General features: G+C 70.7%; 16 protein-coding genes. 9 read left to right on the top strand and 7 right to left on the bottom strand.

The features are described from left to right. Nucleotides 1-49: 49 nt before the first annotated feature. A complete protein-coding gene (locus IQ210_RS22075) occupies nt 50-763 on the bottom strand; it encodes a class III extradiol dioxygenase subunit B-like domain-containing protein (protein WP_194080785.1) in 714 nt (237 codons plus the stop codon). Between the two features lie 236 nt (nt 764-999). Next, the gene (gene miaB, locus IQ210_RS22080; RefSeq protein ID WP_194080786.1) at nt 1,000-2,526 is read right to left on the bottom strand and encodes a tRNA (N6-isopentenyl adenosine(37)-C2)-methylthiotransferase MiaB; all 1,527 of its coding nucleotides are present in this window, start codon (nt 2,524-2,526) and stop codon (nt 1,000-1,002) included. A 101-nt stretch (nt 2,527-2,627) separates the two neighbouring features. On the opposite strand from miaB, the gene IQ210_RS22085 reads away from it, so the two are divergent. Together IQ210_RS22085 and IQ210_RS22090 are read left to right on the top strand one after the other, a co-directional pair. Next, the gene (locus tag IQ210_RS22085) at nt 2,628-4,775 is read left to right on the top strand and encodes a PI-PLC domain-containing protein (RefSeq protein WP_194080787.1); all 2,148 of its coding nucleotides are present in this window, start codon (nt 2,628-2,630) and stop codon (nt 4,773-4,775) included. 108 nt (nt 4,776-4,883) lie between these two features. Beyond that, nucleotides 4,884-5,486 (top strand): hypothetical protein, encoded by a 603-nt coding sequence (locus IQ210_RS22090; protein ID WP_194080788.1) that lies wholly within the window; start codon nt 4,884-4,886, stop codon nt 5,484-5,486. A gap of 6 nt (nt 5,487-5,492) precedes the next feature. Here the strand turns inward: IQ210_RS22090 and IQ210_RS22095 are convergent, their stop codons facing one another. Both IQ210_RS22095 and IQ210_RS22100 read right to left on the bottom strand, forming a co-directional pair. Continuing rightward, complete coding sequence (locus IQ210_RS22095; RefSeq protein WP_059198535.1) at nt 5,493-6,143, bottom strand: response regulator; 651 nt, start codon at nt 6,141-6,143, stop codon at nt 5,493-5,495. Next, nucleotides 6,140-7,078 carry a sensor histidine kinase gene (locus IQ210_RS22100; RefSeq protein ID WP_256779615.1) on the bottom strand — a complete coding sequence of 313 codons (939 nt, stop codon included), beginning with the start codon at nt 7,076-7,078 and terminating at the stop codon, nt 6,140-6,142. Before IQ210_RS22100 ends, IQ210_RS22095 begins: the two co-directional genes overlap by 4 nt. Before the next feature lie 159 nt (nt 7,079-7,237). Between IQ210_RS22100 and IQ210_RS22105 the strand changes: the two genes are divergently transcribed. Both IQ210_RS22105 and IQ210_RS22110 read left to right on the top strand, forming a co-directional pair. Next, nucleotides 7,238-7,723 carry a cation:proton antiporter regulatory subunit gene (locus IQ210_RS22105; RefSeq protein WP_194080790.1) on the top strand — a complete coding sequence of 162 codons (486 nt, stop codon included), beginning with the start codon at nt 7,238-7,240 and terminating at the stop codon, nt 7,721-7,723. An 8-nt stretch (nt 7,724-7,731) separates the two neighbouring features. Further along, nucleotides 7,732-8,937 (top strand): cation:proton antiporter, encoded by a 1,206-nt coding sequence (locus IQ210_RS22110; protein ID WP_194080791.1) that lies wholly within the window; start codon nt 7,732-7,734, stop codon nt 8,935-8,937. 29 nt (nt 8,938-8,966) lie between these two features. Here IQ210_RS22110 and IQ210_RS22115 read toward each other — a convergent pair whose 3' ends face one another. Beyond that, on the bottom strand, nt 8,967-9,386 hold the full coding sequence (locus IQ210_RS22115) for a pyrophosphohydrolase domain-containing protein (protein ID WP_194080792.1): 420 nt from the start codon (nt 9,384-9,386) through the stop codon (nt 8,967-8,969). Nucleotides 9,387-9,528: 142 nt separating this feature from the next. Between IQ210_RS22115 and IQ210_RS22120 the strand changes: the two genes are divergently transcribed. Beyond that, complete coding sequence (locus tag IQ210_RS22120; protein ID WP_194080793.1) at nt 9,529-10,518, top strand: TAXI family TRAP transporter solute-binding subunit; 990 nt, start codon at nt 9,529-9,531, stop codon at nt 10,516-10,518. 10 nt (nt 10,519-10,528) lie between these two features. Here the strand turns inward: IQ210_RS22120 and IQ210_RS22125 are convergent, their stop codons facing one another. Continuing rightward, nucleotides 10,529-11,911 (bottom strand): sensor histidine kinase, encoded by a 1,383-nt coding sequence (locus IQ210_RS22125; protein WP_194080794.1) that lies wholly within the window; start codon nt 11,909-11,911, stop codon nt 10,529-10,531. A gap of 9 nt (nt 11,912-11,920) precedes the next feature. Next, nucleotides 11,921-12,607, bottom strand: coding sequence for a response regulator transcription factor (locus tag IQ210_RS22130; protein WP_194080795.1), 687 nt, complete (start codon nt 12,605-12,607; stop codon nt 11,921-11,923). Nucleotides 12,608-12,894: 287 nt separating this feature from the next. Between IQ210_RS22130 and IQ210_RS22135 the strand changes: the two genes are divergently transcribed. From IQ210_RS22135 to IQ210_RS22150, 4 genes are all read left to right on the top strand, one after another. After that, a complete protein-coding gene (locus tag IQ210_RS22135; RefSeq protein ID WP_194080796.1) occupies nt 12,895-13,671 on the top strand; it encodes an amino acid ABC transporter ATP-binding protein in 777 nt (258 codons plus the stop codon). Nucleotides 13,672-13,751: 80 nt separating this feature from the next. Beyond that, entirely contained in the window at nt 13,752-14,597 is an 846-nt protein-coding gene (locus IQ210_RS22140) for a glutamate ABC transporter substrate-binding protein (RefSeq protein ID WP_194080797.1), read from the top strand. 99 nt (nt 14,598-14,696) lie between these two features. Next, a complete protein-coding gene (locus tag IQ210_RS22145) occupies nt 14,697-15,371 on the top strand; it encodes an amino acid ABC transporter permease (protein ID WP_194080843.1) in 675 nt (224 codons plus the stop codon). Further along, nucleotides 15,368-16,270 carry an amino acid ABC transporter permease gene (locus tag IQ210_RS22150; RefSeq protein ID WP_194080798.1) on the top strand — a complete coding sequence of 301 codons (903 nt, stop codon included), beginning with the start codon at nt 15,368-15,370 and terminating at the stop codon, nt 16,268-16,270. The genes IQ210_RS22145 and IQ210_RS22150 overlap by 4 nt, the downstream gene beginning before the upstream one ends. Nucleotides 16,271-16,411: the final 141 nt, after the last annotated feature.

Below are 16,411 nucleotides of genomic sequence, written 5' to 3' on the forward strand. Positions count from 1 at the left end.
CCGCTCCCGGCCGTCCGCCGTTTCATGCCCCCGTCAGGGCAGCGGACGGTCAGGACCAGGCCGCGACCATGTATCCCACGCCGTACGGCGCGTCCTCGTACAGCAGCTGTCCGCCGAGCCCCGCCCCCTCGGCCGCGCCCGCGAGGACCTGCCAGGGGGCCCGGCCGGAGGCCTTGAGCTCGTACGCCAGCCCGGCGTCCAGCGCTTCGAGGGCCGCCACGTCCGCCGCGCCCAGCGCCCGCGCGACCTCCGCGTCGAAGGGTGCCGCGCGCTCGTCGAGGTAGCCGGGTGCCTTGAGCGTGCGGCAGGCGCTGGCGTCGCCCATCACCAGCAGTGCCACGCGCTCGGCCCGCGCGGCGATGCCCCTTCCGACTTCAATACACCGCTCGGCCGCGAGAGGTTCCCCCACGCCGAGCCCCTCGATCGGGGCGTACGACCACCCGGTCTTCGTCAGCAGCCACGCGGCCACGGCCAGTGAGGTCGGCAGCGTGGGCTCGGCCGCGTCACCCGTGTCCCGGCCCAGTCGTACGTCGACGTCCACGCCGAAGCCCCGGAACGAACCCCGCGCGCCCTCGGCGTGCGTCCCCCGTCCGCTCTGTTCTGCGGGCCCGATCACCACGAGCACGTCGGGCCGGGCGGCGGCGAGCACGCCGAGCGCGTCCGTGCAGGCGGCACGCGCGGCATCCAGCTCGGGCGCGGCACCCGCGGCGACCTCGGGCACGAGGAGAGGCGGACAGGGGCAGACTGCGGCGGCGACAAGCATGATCGGCAGCGTATCGCCGTCCAGCGCCGACGTGGCGCCCGCCAACACCGTCCAGCGCCAACACGTCACCCGCCAACGCCGTCCAGCGCCAACATGTCACCCGCCAACACCGTCCAGCGCCGACACGTCACCTGCCGACGCCGCCCGACGCCGACACGTCACCCCTTGATGACCACCCCTTGATGACCACGTCCGTGAGATCGCCGCCGTACAGCGCCGAACCGCGGCCCCAGTCCTCAGTGCGCCGCGCACCCACCGGTCGCCGCCGGCAGCGGCTCCGGTACCCCGATCTTCGGCAGCCCCAGCAGCACGCCCGCCGGCTTGGCCGCCTCGGCGGCGTTGCGCTTCTCCCAGGCGTCGCCCGCGCGCGTGCGGCGCACGTTCAGGACGGGGCCCTCGGCGAGGAGGTGGTGCGGGGCGGCGTACGTGATCTCGACCGTGACCACGTCGCCGGGGCGGACCTCCTCGTCCGGCTTGGTGAAGTGGACCAGGCGGTTGTCGGGGGCGCGGCCGGAGAGGCGGTGGGTGGTGCCGTCCTTGCGGCCCTCGCCCTCGGCGACCATCAGCTCCAGCGTGCGGCCGACCTGCTTCTTGTTCTCGTCCCAGGAGATCTCCTCCTGGAGGGCGACGAGACGCTCGTAGCGCGCCTGGACGACCTCCTTGGGGATCTGCCCCTCCATGGTCGCGGCCGGGGTTCCGGGGCGCTTGGAGTACTGGAAGGTGAAGGCGTTGGTGAAGCGGGCCTCGCGGACTGTGTGCATGGTCTGCTCGAAGTCCTCCTCGGTCTCGCCGGGGAAGCCGACGATGATGTCGGTCGAGATCGCGGCGTCCGGCATCGCGGCGCGCACCTTCTCGATGATCCCGAGGAAACGCTCCTGCCGGTACGAACGGCGCATCGCCTTGAGGACCGTGTCCGAGCCGGACTGGAGGGGCATGTGCAGCTGCGGCATCACGTTCGGCGTCTCGGCCATGGCGGCGATGACGTCGTCCGTGAAGTCGCGCGGGTGCGGGGAGGTGAAGCGGACGCGCTCCAGGCCCTCGATCTTCCCGCAGGCCCGCAGCAGCTTGCTGAAGGCCTCGCGGTCGCCGATGTCGGAGCCGTACGCGTTGACGTTCTGGCCGAGCAGCGTGATCTCGGAGACGCCCTCGGCGACCAGGGCCTCGATCTCGGCGAGGATGTCGCCGGTGCGGCGGTCCTTCTCCTTGCCGCGCAGCGCCGGAACGATGCAGAACGTGCAGGTGTTGTTGCAGCCGACGGAGATCGACACCCAGGCCGCGTAGGCGCTCTCGCGCCGGGTCGGCAGCGTGGAGGGGAACGCCTCCAGGGACTCGGCGATCTCGACCTGCGCCTCCTCCTGCACGCGCGCGCGTTCCAGCAGGATCGGCAGCTTGCCGATGTTGTGCGTGCCGAAGACGACATCCACCCAGGGCGCCTTCTTGACGATGGTGTCCTGGTCCTTCTGCGCCAGGCACCCGCCGACCGCGATCTGCATGCCGGGCCGCGAGGCCTTCTTGGGGGCGAGGCGGCCGAGGTTGCCGTACAGCCGGTTGTCGGCGTTCTCGCGCACCGCGCAGGTGTTGAAGACCACCACGTCCGCGTCACCGTCGGAGCCCTCGGGCGCGCGCACGTACCCGGCCTCCTCCAGCAGTCCGGACAATCGCTCGGAGTCATGGACGTTCATCTGGCACCCGTAGGTACGAACTTCGTAGGTCTTGGGCACTGAGACGTCCACTGCCGGGCTCCGGTCGCTGCTGATGGTCATCCCTCAAGAGTAGGCGGTCCCGGGAACGCCTCGCGCCGGGCCGGGGCGCCCCCGGGGTGCGGGGTCCGCGGGGCGAGATCACCATGAGGAGCAGGTGGCCCATGGAATCCGTGACCTCGCGCAGAGTGCTGCGCGTCCTCGCCTTCGCCGCGGCCGTGCTGTGCACGCTCATCGTCGCCGTGGCGGCCACGGCGCGTGCCACGGTCGTGTCGGCGGGGTTCTACGGGTCGGTGCTGGACGAGGAGTCGGCGTACGACCGGGTCTACGACCAGGTCCTGGTCGATCCGAAGGCCGCGGCGGTGACCCGGAACCTGCTGGCCGGGCTGCCGGTACCGGAGGCCGTGGTGACCTCCAACATCAAGCTGGTGCTGCCTCCTGAGACGGTCCGGGACCTCACCCAGGAGCAGATCGGCAACGCCGTCGGGTACCTCCGCGGCGACCGGGACACCCTCGATCTGTCCGTGGATCTGCGCCCGGTGCTGGACAACGTCGACGACCTGGCCCAGGTCTACTTCGGCGATCTCGTCGCCTCCGTGCAGAACCGCACCGAGCCGGACTTCGCCGCGTTCTCGGCCGATCTCTCGGCTGCCCTGGAGCACGTCGTCGCCGGTCGCGTCCCCGGTTCGCTGCCCGCCCTCCCGCTCACCGAGGAGCAGGCCGCCACGGCCGCCGGGCACATCCTCGCCGCGCTTCCCGAGGAGCGGCGGGAGGCGCTGCGGCCGGACGTCGAAGTGGCCCTGGGCGACGGGGACATCGGCACCGTGCTCGCGACCGTGGCACCGGCGGTGGTGTCCGAGCGCACCCACGACGCCGCCGCCCGGCTGCGGACGCTCGCGGGCGGCAGCCACTGGAACCTCGACCGCCCCCTCGACCTCGCGGGTCTGGAGAGTGTTCGCCCCTATACGGCGGTCGGGCTCGGGATCGTCGAGACCGTCGCCGCCGCGCTGCTGGTCGCCGCTCTGGCGGTGCTGTGGTTCACCGGTTCCGACGCGCCCGGCCGCAGGCCGATGCTGCTGGGCTGGGCGCTGGCCGCCGGTGGGCTGCTGACGGCCCTGGTGGTCCTCCTCGTACGTGTTGTCGGCGGCGGCCGTCTCGTCGATCCGCCGGCGAGCTGGCCGACCGGCCTCGCCCGCCTGGTCGACGACCTCCAGCGCACGGCCGTCGACGACATGACGGCCGCGGCCCTGGGCAGCGCGCTGGTCCCGCTGGTGGCGGGGGCGCTGCTCGCCGGACTCGGGTGGGCTCTTCAGGTGCGCCCCCGGCTGCGGACGGCGCCCGCGGCCGCGTACATCCGTCCGCTGGCGGCCGGCGCGAGCGCCCTCGCCCTCGCCGGTCTCGTGCTGGTCCCGTTGGCCGCTCCCGAGGCGCCGCGCCGGTGCGAGGGCAGCGTGCGGCTGTGCGACCGGCCGTACGACGAGGTCGCCTTCCTGACCTCGCACAACGCCATGTCGACCACCGTCGACCGGTTCATCGGTCCGCTCCAGGACCCGGCCATCACCACGCAGCTGGACGACGGGGTGCGGGCCCTCCAGATCGACACCTACCGCTGGGAGCGGCCCGACGAGATCACCGCGCGGCTGAAGGACTCCGACTTCTCGGCCGAGCAGCGCGCACTGATCGCCAACGTCGTCAACCGGGTCAACCCGCCCCGTGAGGGGCTGTGGCTGTGCCATTCGGTGTGCCGGGCCGGGGCGGTCCCGCTGGTGCCGGAGCTGCGCGAGATCGGTGACTGGATGCGTGACCATCCGACCGAGGTGCTGACCCTGATCGTGCAGGACGCGATCTCGGGCGAGGACACCGCGGAGGCGTTCGCGCGGGCCGGGCTGGGCGACCTCGTCTTCACGCCGGACGACGATCCCGCGGAGGCGTGGCCGACGCTGGGCGACATGATCGACAGTGGCCGGCGGCTGGTCGTCTTCGCCGAGCAGGCCGACGGCCCGGCCGCGTGGTACCGGAACTTCTACCGCTACGGCATGGAGACACCGTTCTCCTTCCAGCGCCCCGACCAGATGAGCTGCGTGCCGCACCGGGGCGGCACCGGCAAGCGGCTGTTCCTGCTCAACCACTTCATCACCGCGGGCGGCGGCAGCCGCCTGGACGCCGGCGAGGTCAACGCCCGCGACTACGTCCTCGACCGCGTCGCGAAGTGCGAGCGGGAGCGCGGCCGGCCGGTGAACTTCGTCGCCGTCGACTACACGACGATCGGCGACGCGCGCGGGGCCGTGGACACGCTCAACGCCGACCGGTAGCGCGGGCCGACCGGTAACGCGAGCCATTAGGGCCCGCCGAAGTGGCCGGGGCGCTCAGGCACCCGCAGGATGGGGACGAATCACAACAATTGCCGCCGAGAGGACCTCATGCTCTCTTCCACCCCACGGCGCCGGACCGCGACCGCGCTCGCCGGGCTCGTCCTGGCAGCGGTGAGCGCGGCGTCGCTCGTCTCGTGCAGCTCGGACAGTGACGACGACGGCTCCTCGTCCAGCGCTTCAGCCGCCGTCACGGACTCCTTCTCCGGTTCGGCCCCCTCCGCCCTCGCCTCCGTCAAGGAGTCGGTCAAGGCGTCGGTCTCGGCCCTCGCCTCCTCCGCCTCCGCACAGGCCTCGGCATGGCTGGCCTCGGTGTCCGCGGAGACCGAGCGCGCCAACCGGGCCGCCAAGAACGCTCTCAAGGACGTCGAGGGCAAGGGCAACGCCACTGCCGACGTCTCCCTCACCGGCAAACCGCGCGCCGAGACGGCCGGACTGCTCGCCGTCGTCGTGAACATCACCAACAGCACGGACGAGACCGCGTCCTACGCCGTCCAGGTCGACTTCCGCGACCCCGACGGCAAGGTCGTCCAGACGCGTTACGTCGGCGCGGAGGACCTGAAGCCGGGCGGCAAGGCGCAGCCGCTCGCCATCAGCACGGAACCGGCGGAACCGCAGCTGACCGCCGTGGTCACGAAGGCACAGCGCTACTAGAGCGGCTCACGGTTCGATCAGCCCCGCGCGGATCGCGTACCGGGTCAGTTCGAGGCGGTCGCGCATCCCGAGCTTGGCCAGCAGGTTCGCGCGGTGCCGTTCGACCGTCTTGGTGCTGATGAACAGCAGCTCGCCGATCTCCTTCGAGGTGTGTCCCTCGGCGACGAGCTTGAGGATCTCCTCCTCGCGCTCGGTGACGGCCCGCGCGGGCAGCGCGTCGCCCCGGTGCAGCCGGTCCAGGTACGACCGTACAAGAGCGCGTTCCGCGCCGGGATAGACGAACGGCTCGTCGCGCACCGCGCTCCGGCAGGCCGCGACCAGGTCCCGGTCGGCGACGGACTTGAGCACATAACCGCTGGCCCCGGCCTTGAGCGCCTCGAAGAAGTACTGCTCGTTGTCGTACATGGTCAGGATGAGGATGCGCAGCCCCGGCAGCCGCCGCGACAGCTCGCGGGCCGCCTGGAGGCCGGTCATCCGGGGCATGGCGATGTCGAGGACCGCCAGGTCGACCTCACGCGCGCGTGCCAGCTCGACGGCCTCCGCCCCGTCCCCGGCCTCGGCCACGACCGTCAGGTCGTCCTCGCCGTCCAGGATCAGCCGTACCCCCCGTCGTACGAGGGTGTGGTCGTCGGCGAGCAGTACCCGAACGGGGGTCATCGGTTCCCCCGGACGAGCAGTCGTACATCCGTTCCGCCACCCGGTGCCGCCGCGAGCTTGAGCTCGGCCCCGATGAGCAGCGCCCGCTCCCGCATGCCCCGTATCCCGGCTCCCTCGGTGGCGTTTCCGACGCCCTTGCCGTTGTCCCGTACGAGGAGTTCGACGCCGTCCGCGACCGGCTGGAGCCGGATCTCGGCGCGGTCGGCGGCGGAGTGCCGGGCGGTGTTGGTGAGGCCCTCCTGGGCCACCCGGTAGAGCACGAGTTCGGACTCCTCGGTCAGGGGCGGCAGTCCGCCGGGGACGTGGTGACGCACCGTCAGGCCATGGGCGCTGAACTCGCCCGCCAGCGAGCGCAGGGCGCTGGCCAGGCCGAGCTCCTCCAGGACGCCGGGGCGCAGCCGGCGGGCGATGCGGCGGATCTCGTCGAGCCCCGCGCGCGTGGCCTCCTGGGCCTGGGCCACCTCCTCGCGCAGCTCCTCGGGGGCCCGGTCGGCGACGCGCTTGAGCTGGAGGAGGACGGCGGTCAGGGTCTGGCCGACCTCGTCGTGCAGCTCGCGCGCGATGCGGTGCCGTTCGCGTTCCTGCGCGGACAGGGCCCGCCCGGCTCCGGCGGCACGCTCGGCCTCCAGCCGGTCGAGCATGGTGTTGTACGTCGTGATGAGCGCCGCCGCTTCCGTGGGACCGGCGACGGCGGCGCGGGCGCCGGGCCGGAGCAGGTCGGCGGCGGCCATGGCGCGGCCCAGCCGCTTGAGCGGGGCGAGGCCGACCCGCAGGACCAGCGCGTTCGCCGCCAGCAGCACCGCCAGGCCCACGACCACCACGACCGCCTCGGCCGCGGTCACCGGGGTCGACACGGTGACCGGGCCCAGCAGCAGCGCGGCGGCCACGACCAGGCCGGCGGCGTTGAGCGAGAAGATCCGCCAGAACAGCGACACGTTCCTGTTCCCGCCCCTCTCTCTTGACGCCTGCCCTACCAGCCTCGGCCCGTCTCCCCGCCCGCGTATATCCGTGACGCCACCCATGTCGCCACCGTACGGGGCGATGGCAGCATGCCAAGCCGGCACATGCGATCACCGACCGTGAGGGGAAGAAACGTGTCTGCACCGCGCCTGAGGGCGACGCCGCTGCCGGGGATCGGGGTCCAGTACGACCTCGTGACCCGGGAACACCGCCATCTGTCCGTGGTGGCGCACCGCGACGGCGCCCGGACGGTGAGCGTGTACCGGACCGACGACCCCGACTCCTGCGCCCAGTCGCTGCGACTGACCGGGGCCGAGGCGGGCTCGCTGATCGACGCGCTGAAGCCGTCCCACCACAGCGCGAGCCTGCTCTACACCACCGACCTGGGGCTGGTCGCCGAGCGCATCGAGGTCGCGGCGGCCTCGCACTGGAACGGGCGGCTGCTGGGCGAGACCCGGATGCGGACGGACACGGGCGCGTCGATCGTCGCCGTGCTGCGGCGGGCCGAGGCGATCCCGTCCCCGGCGCCGGACTTCCGGCTCGCGGGCGGGGACACGGTCATCGTCGTCGGCACCCGCGAGGGCGTCGACGCCGCCGCGGCGATACTCGGGCGGGAGTGAGGGAACCGGTGCACTCCGCGGTCCTGTTGATCGAGTTCGGTTCCATCATCCTCGGCCTCGGCCTGCTCGGCCGGTTCGCCGGCCGCTTCAGCCTCTCCCCCATCCCGCTGTATCTCCTGGCCGGGCTGGCCTTCGGCGAGGGCGGGCTGCTGCCGCTCGGCGCGAGCGAGGAGTTCGTCGCGACCGGCGCCGAGATCGGCGTCATCCTGCTCCTGCTGATGCTCGGCCTGGAGTACTCGGCGGGCGACCTGGTCACCAACCTCAAGGCGCACTACCCGTCGGGTCTGGTCGACGCCGCCCTGAACGCCCTGCCGGGCGCGGCGGCCGCGCTGCTGCTGGGCTGGGGCCCGGTGGCCGCGGTGGTGCTGGCGGGCGTCACATGGATCTCGTCGTCCGGTGTGATCGCGAAGGTTCTCGGCGACCTGGGCAGGGTCGGCAATCGCGAGACCCCGGTGATCCTCAGTGTGCTGGTCCTGGAGGACCTCGCGATGGCGGTCTACCTGCCGATCGTCACCGCACTGGTGGCGGGCGCCGGGCTGATGGCCGGAAGCGTGACGCTGGCGATCGCGCTGGGAGCGGCGGGCCTGGTGCTGTTCGTCGCGGTCCGCTACGGCCGCCTGATCTCCCGTTTCGTCTCCAGCGACGACCCGGAGAAGCTGCTCCTCGTGGTGCTGGGGCTGACGATCCTGGTGGCGGGCGTCGCCCAGCAGCTCCAGGTGTCGGCGGCCGTCGGCGCCTTCCTGGTGGGCATCGCGCTGTCCGGCGAGGTGGCTGAAGGGGCGCACACGCTGCTCAGTCCGCTTCGGGACCTGTTCGCCGCGGTCTTCTTCGTCTTCTTCGGCCTGCACACGGACCCGGCCAGCATTCCGCCGGTGCTGCTGCCGGCCCTCGCGCTGGCCCTGGTCACGGCCGCGACCAAGATCGCCACCGGCTACTGGGCGGCCCGGCGGGCCGGTATCTCCGAGAAGGGCCGCTGGCGGGCCGGCGGGGCGCTGGTGGCCCGCGGCGAGTTCTCGATCGTCATCGCGGGCCTGGCGGTCGGCGCGGGCATCGAACCGTCCCTCGGCCCCCTCGCCACGGCGTACGTCCTGATCCTGGTCGTCCTCGGGCCCCTCACCGCCCGCTACACGGAACCGCTGGCGTCGAGATGGGTGGGCCGGTTCCGCACCCGCCGGGAGGAACCGGCGGTACGGGAGCCCTCGGTGGTCGACTGAGGAACGGTAAGGGGCCGTAGGCGGGACCGTCAGCCCATCGGTCCTGCCGCCCCTTCCGGCGCCCACCCCTGTCGCCGCAGCACTCCCGCCACATCCGGTGCCTCGTAGTGCTCCCCCTTGAGCACCTTGCCGTCGGCCCGGCGGGCCACACGCCCGTCAGGTCCCAGCTTGGTCATGTTGGAACGGTGGATCTCGGCGAGCACCGCGTCGAGGTCAATGCCGTGCACCAGGGCGGTGCCGTACGCGACGTACACGACGTCCGCGAGTTCGTGCGCCAGCCGATCCAGCGGCCCTTCGACGGACACCTCCGCCACCTCCGCGGCCTCCTCGGCGAGCAGCTCACCGCGGTGGGCGGCCAGCTCCGGCGACACCGCGGTCGGCGTGCTGCGGGCATCGAGCCCCATGGCGAGGTGGAACGCACGGACGAGGTCGGCGGGCGAAGAACTCATACGGCGAGACTATCGACCGCCACTGACAGCACCCGACGCCCGCCTCGCCACGCGAAAGCCCCCACGTGACATCCGGCGCCGCCCCCTTCCCTGTGACCCTCGCCCTGGCCAGCAGCATGTCCCGCCTGGCAGGATCGCGCGCATGTCCAGCATGTTCCCCCGCATCAGCAGGAGCCGGGCGCTTCAGGGCGCGGCCGCCGGTTTCGTGGCCTTCGGGCTGCTGCTGTGGTGGCTGCTGCCGCTCGGCGAGGAGCCTCCGGGCGGGACGATCACGTTCAGCACGGGCTCGCGCGGCGGCGTCTACGAGGAGTACGGCAAGCAGCTCAGCAACGCGTTCGCCAAGGACATGCCGGACCTGAAGGTGGACCTGGAGACCAGCGCCGGCTCCCAGGACAACGTCGCGCGCGTGGCGTCCGGCGAGGCCGACTTCGCCATCGCGGCGGCCGACGCCGTGGAGACGTACGCGCTCGACCACCCGGCCGAAGCCGCCCGGCTGCGCGGTGTCGCGCGCCTGTACGACGACTACGTGCAGCTCATCGTCCCGCCGGACTCCGACATCCGGTCGGTCGCCGACCTGGAGGGCAAGCGGGTGGCCGTGGGCCTGCCCAAGTCGGGGGTGCGGCTGATCGCCGACCGCGTGCTGGAGGCGGCCGACATCGACCCGGACAAGGACATCACGGCACTGCCGTACGGCATCAACGACGTGTCCCAACTCGGCCGTACGTTCGACGCGTTCTTCTGGTCCGGCGGACTGCCCACCAGGGGTCTGCAGACCCTCGCCGAGCGCGAGTCCTTCAAGTTCGTGCCGATAGGCAGCGGCCTGATCAGCAAGCTGCACACCCAGGGCGCGGCCATGCGCTACTACCGGCCGACCAACATCCCGGAGTCGACCTACGACGTCCAGGAGGGGTACTCGGTCCCGACGATCGCCGTCTCCAACCTGCTGATCACCCGCAAGGACCTCGACCCCCGGCTCACCGAGTGGCTGACCCGGACCGTCCTGCGCAGCCGGGACAAGATCGGCGCCGATGTGCACTCGGCCCAGCTGGTCGATCTGCGCACGGCGATCTACACCTCCCCGCTGCAACTCCACGACGGCGCCCGGCGCTACTACCGCTCGGTCAAGCCGTAACGCCTCCCCGTCAGACGCCGGCGCTGCTGCGCGGCACCGTCACCGTCACCTTCAGGCCGTGCGGTTCGTGGTGCTCGTACGAGATCGCGCCGCCGCCCGCGGCCAGCAGGGCGCGGGAGATGGACAGGCCGAGGCCGGAGCCCTTGACGTTCTGATGGCGGCCGCTGCGCCAGAAGCGGTCGCCGACGCGGGCGAGTTCCTCGTCGGTGAGGCCGGGGCCGTTGTCCCGGACCACGACGTTCGCCGTCTCGCCGTTGGAGGAGACCGTCACCTCGACGCGCTCGCCCTCGGGGGTGAACTTCACGGCGTTGTCGATGACCGCGTCCAGCGCGCTGGACAGGGTGACCGGGTCGGCCCAGGCGGTGGTCGGCGGGCAGTCGCCGACCAGCGTCACGCCCTTGGCCTCGGCGGTCGGCGCCCAGGCCGCGACCCGTTCGTCGGCCAGCGCGCCGATGTCGGTGATGCGCAGGTCCGCGTCGGTGTGCTCGGCCAGGGCGAGGTCGAGCAGGTCGTCGAGGACCTGCGCGAGGCGCTTGCCCTCCGTCTGGACCGAGGCGATCTCCTTGTTGCCCTCCGGGAGTTCGAAGGCGAGCAGCTCGATGCGCAGCAGCAACGCGGCGAGCGGGTTGCGCAGTTGGTGGGAGGCGTCGGCGACGAAGGCGCGCTGCTGCTCCAGGACGTCCTCGACGTTGTCCGCCATCTCGTTGAACGAGTGGGCCAGGCGCCTGAGTTCCGGCGGCCCGCCGGCGGCGGCGACCCTGGACTTCAGGCTGCCGCTGGCGATCGCGTGCGTGGTGGCGTCCAGGACGCGTACGGGCCGCAGCACCCAGCCGGTGAGCCGCAGCGCGGCGCCGACGGCCAGCAGCATCGCGGCCATCAGGCCGGCGCCGATCACCAGCCAGTTGTGCAGGATCCGCGAACGCATCTCCCCCGTCGGCGAGTCGGTGACGACGACCGCGACGACGTCACCGTCCCGGATGACCGGCGAGGCGACGACGAGCCGGGTGCGCTCCCAGGGCCAGATCTGGTGCGGGTTCTGGCTGCGCCGGCTGAGCCGCGCCTCCTCGAACGCCTCGCGCACCTCGCCCGTCTCGGGGAGGAACCAGGTCGCCGGCGCGTTGGCCATGGGCACGTCGGTGCGGTAGAAGACGCCGACACGGATGTCGTAGACCTCGTAGTAGCTCTCGAGTTCGCTCTCCAGCGTGTCCTGACGCTCGTCGTCGGGTCCGGTCACGTACTGGGCGAGGGCCGCGAAGTGCGCGGTGTCGTCGATCCGGTCGACGACCACTTTCTGCTGCTGCGCCGAGGCCATGCCGATGCCGAGCGGGATGCCGAGGGCCAGCAGCATGGCCGCCATCAGGACGATGAGCAGCGGGAGGAGTCGTGTGCGCACCCGGGCCTGCTACGAGGACGGGGCGACGAGCCGGTAGCCGACGCCGCGTACGGTCTCGATGAGGGCCGGCATGCGCAACTTGGCGCGCAGGGAGGCGACATGGACCTCCAGGGTGCGCCCGGTCCCCTCCCAGCTGGTGCGCCACACCTCGCTGATGATCTGCTCCCGGCGAAAGACGACGCCCGGACGCTGCGCCAGCAGGGCGAGCAGGTCGAACTCCTTGCGGGTGAGCTGGACGACGGAACCGTCCACGCTGACCTGACGGGTCGGCAGCTCGATGTGGACCGACCCGAGGACCAGCGTGGTGTCCGCGCCGCCCGGGGCGTCCTCGTGGGCGGTGCGGCGGCTGACGGCGTGGATACGGGCGAGCAGCTCTCCGGTGTCGTACGGCTTCACCACGTAGTCGTCGGCCCCGAGGTTGAGGCCGTGGATGCGGGAGCGGACATCGGAGCGGGCGGTGACCATGATCACCGGGGTGCTGGTGCGCTTGCGGATCTTGCCGCAGACCTCGTAACCGTCCTGGTCCGGCAGCCCCAGGTCGAGCAGGACGACGCCGAAGCCGTCGCCTTCCGGGACAAGGGCCTGGAGTGCTTCCTCCCCGCTTCGGGCGTGCGTCACGTCGAACCCGTGCCGGGCCAGGACCGCGGACAGGGCGGCGGCGACGTGATTGTCGTCCTCGACGAGGAGCAGTCTCATCCGGCCCTCCTTCGCTTCATCAGCCGTACGATCTAGATGTGTAGAAAACGCGTGCACGCGCGCGCGTGCACGTTGCAGTCACGCTGATGGAAGAGGACGGCGTCAAGTGGGTTCCGGTTGCGGACCGCTTCCGTTACCCGGCCGATATGCGCCCTGCTCACAACTGCTACGACACGTGTCCGATTGCTATCGGATCGTGATGCTCAGATTCCCCTCAAAGGTAATGACGCAGGTCGCGTGGGGTCACTACTGTCCTCCGAAACCGAGGAGGACGGAGCCCGAGAGCGATGACCGAAGTATCGGTGGCCAAGGAAGACGCGGCCGCAACCGGCGAACTGGTCGTCCTGAAGAGCGTCAACAAGCACTTCGGCGCGTTGCATGTTCTCCAGGACATCGATCTGACGATCGCCCGCGGCGAGGTCGTCGTCGTGATCGGACCCTCCGGGTCCGGTAAGTCGACGCTGTGCCGCACCATCAACCGCCTGGAGACGATCGACTCCGGCACCATCGCCATCGACGGCAAGCCCCTGCCCGCGGAGGGCAAGGAGCTGGCGCGGCTGCGGGCCGACGTCGGGATGGTCTTCCAGTCCTTCAACCTCTTCGCGCACAAGACCGTGCTCGAGAACGTGATGCTCGGCCAGATCAAGGTCCGCAAGGCGGACAAGAAGAAGGCCGAGGAGAAGGCCCGGTCCCTGCTCGACCGGGTCGGTGTGGGCAGCCAGGCGGACAAGTACCCCGCGCAGCTCTCCGGCGGCCAGCAGCAGCGCGTCGCGATCGCCCGGGCGCTGGCCATGGACCCCAAGGTCATGCTCTTCGACGAGCCCACCTCGGCGCTCGACCCCGAGATGATCAACGAGGTCCTCGAGGTCATGCAGCAGCTCGCCCGCGACGGCATGACCATGATCGTCGTCACCCACGAGATGGGGTTCGCCCGTTCGGCGGCGAACCGAGTGGTCTTCATGGCGGACGGCCGGATCGTCGAGGAAGCTGTGCCCGACCAGTTCTTCAGCGCTCCGCGCAGCGACCGCGCCAAGGACTTCCTGTCCAAGATCCTGCACCACTGACAGCGAACACTGACAGCGCATCAGACCCGCGTCACCCGCCTCGACGGCTCGCATCTCTCATCACACAAAGGATGTTCACCATGAAGCTCCGCAAGGTCACCGCCGCGGCCGCCGCTGCGCTCGTCCTCTCGCTGACCGCGACCGCGTGCGGCGGGGACGACAACGACAGCGACACGGGCTCCGGTTCCGGCGGCGGTGGCAAGATCAAGATCGGCATCAAGTACGACCAGCCCGGTCTCGGCCTCAAGGAGCCCGACGGTTCCTTCTCCGGCTTCGACGTGGATGTGGCGACGTACGTGGCCAAGGAGCTCGGCTACGAGCCCAACCAGATCGAGTTCGTGGAGACCAAGAGCGCCGACCGCGAGAACGCGCTGGCCCGTGGCGACGTGAAGTTCATCGCCGCGACCTACTCGATCAACGACGAGCGCAAGCAGAAGGTCGACTTCGCCGGCCCGTACCTGCTGGCCCACCAGGACCTGCTGGTGAAGGCTGACTCGGACATCGCCAAGGGCACCGACCTCAACGGCAAGAACCTGTGCTCGGTGACCGGTTCGACCTCGGCGCAGAACGTCAAGAACGACATCGCGCCGAAGGCCAACCTCAAGGAGTACAGCGGCTACTCGGAGTGCATCGCGGCCCTCCAGAGCGGCACCGTCGACGCCGTCACCACCGACGACTCGATCCTCGCGGGCTTCGCCGCCCAGTCGCAGTACAAGGGCAAGTTCAAGCTCGCCGGCCTCAAGCTGAGCAACGAGAACTACGGCATCGGTGTGAAGAAGGGCGACACCGCGACCGTCGACAAGATCAACAAGGCTCTCGAGAAGATGGAGAGCGACGGCTCCTGGGACAAGGCCGTCAAGGACAACTTCGGTCCCGCGAACTACAAGAACGAGCCCGCCCCGAAGATCGGCGTCATCGTCAAGTAACAGCGCAACGGTCCAGAGGCGTGCCGCCGTCCACCGCGATGTCGGCGGCGGCGCGCCGTGCCGTCCACGTACGCCACCCACCCGGAAGCGCGGGACATCGTGTTCGACTTCATCTCCGACTATGACAATCCGACCCTGCTCGGCGCCTTCTGGATGACGGTGAAGCTCACCTTCTTCTCCGGCATCGGCTCCCTGGTCTGGGGCACCCTGCTGGCCGCGATGCGGGTCAGCCCGGTCCCGCTCATGCGGGGCTTCGGCACGGCCTACGTGAACATCGTCCGGAACATCCCCCTGACCGTCATCATCCTGTTCTGCTCGCTGGGTCTCGCGGACATCTTCCACGTGACGATGGGCGCCTCGGACTTCAAGATCCAGGGCTTCCGGCTGGCGATCCTCGGCTTCACCGCCTACACCGCGGCCTTCGTCTGCGAGGCGCTGCGCTCCGGCATCAACACGGTGCCGATGGGCCAGGCCGAGGCGGCCCGCGCGATCGGCCTGAACTTCACCCAGACCCTGCGGCTCATCGTGCTGCCGCAGGCGTTCCGCGCGGTGATCGGCCCGCTGGCCAACGTGCTGATCGCGCTGACGAAGAACACCACCGTGGCCGCCGCGATCGGCGTCGCCGAGGCCGCGTACCTGATGAAGCAAATGATCGAGAACGAGGCTGCGACGCTGCTCATCGGCGCGATCTTCGCCTTCGGTTTCGTGGTACTGACCCTGCCCACCGGCCTCATCCTCGGCTGGCTGAGCAAGCGACTGGCGGTGAAGCGATGAGCTCGGTCCTTTACGACACTCCGGGCCCCCGCGCCAAGCGGCGCAATGTGATCCTCTCGGTGGTCTTCTTCGCCCTGCTCCTGCTGCTGGCGTGGTGGGTCTGGTCGGCACTGGACGACAAGGGCCAGCTCGAGTGGTCCCTGTGGAAGCCGTTCACCCAGTCGGAGGCCTGGACGACGTACCTCCTGCCGGGCCTCGGCGAGACCCTCAAGGCGGCCGCGCTCGCCATGGTGATCGCCCTCCCGCTCGGCGCGGTCTTCGGCATCGCCCGCCTCTCCGACCACCGGTGGGTGCGGGGCGTGGCGGGCACGGTGGTGGAGTTCTTCCGCGCCATCCCGGTCCTGCTGCTGATGCTGTTCGCCAACGAGGTCTACGCCCGCTCGACGGACGTCGGCACCGAGAACCGGCCGCTGTACGCGGTCGTCACCGGCCTCGTGCTCTACAACGCCGCGGTGCTCGCCGAGGTCGTCCGGGCCGGCATCCTCGCGCTGCCCAAGGGACAGACGGAGGCGGCCCAGGCGGTCGGCCTGCGCAAGGGCCAGACGATGACGCTGATCCTGCTTCCGCAGGCCGTCACCGCGATGCTCCCGGCCATCGTCAGCCAGCTCGTCGTCATCGTGAAGGACACCGCGCTCGGCGGCGTCATGATCGGCTTCACCGAGCTGCTCAGCGAGCGCGCGACGCTGGCGGCGAACTACGCCAACGTCATCCAGAGCTTCGTCGTCGTGGCGATCATCTACATCATCGTCAACTTCCTCCTCACCAGCTTCGCGAGCTGGCTGGAGAAGCGACTGCGGCGCAGCAAGAAGAGCACGGGTGCGGTGCTGGGCGCCGACGACATCGACGACATCAACGCCGGGGAGGTGGGCGGCAGCTTCGCGACCGGAGCATCCGCCTGACATTCCGTCAGCGACAGGTGTGACATCCCGTCAAGTGACGGGTGGGACACGGAGGGCAGTGGCTTGATCGCCACTGCCCTCCGTCACTTGACGCAAGCACCGGCAATGGGTTGCATACGTTCTGTGATCGTGCACCCTGCC

The organism is Streptomyces justiciae (assembly GCF_015163075.1).
In the GTDB taxonomy this organism is placed as follows: domain Bacteria; phylum Actinomycetota; class Actinomycetes; order Streptomycetales; family Streptomycetaceae; genus Streptomyces; species Streptomyces justiciae.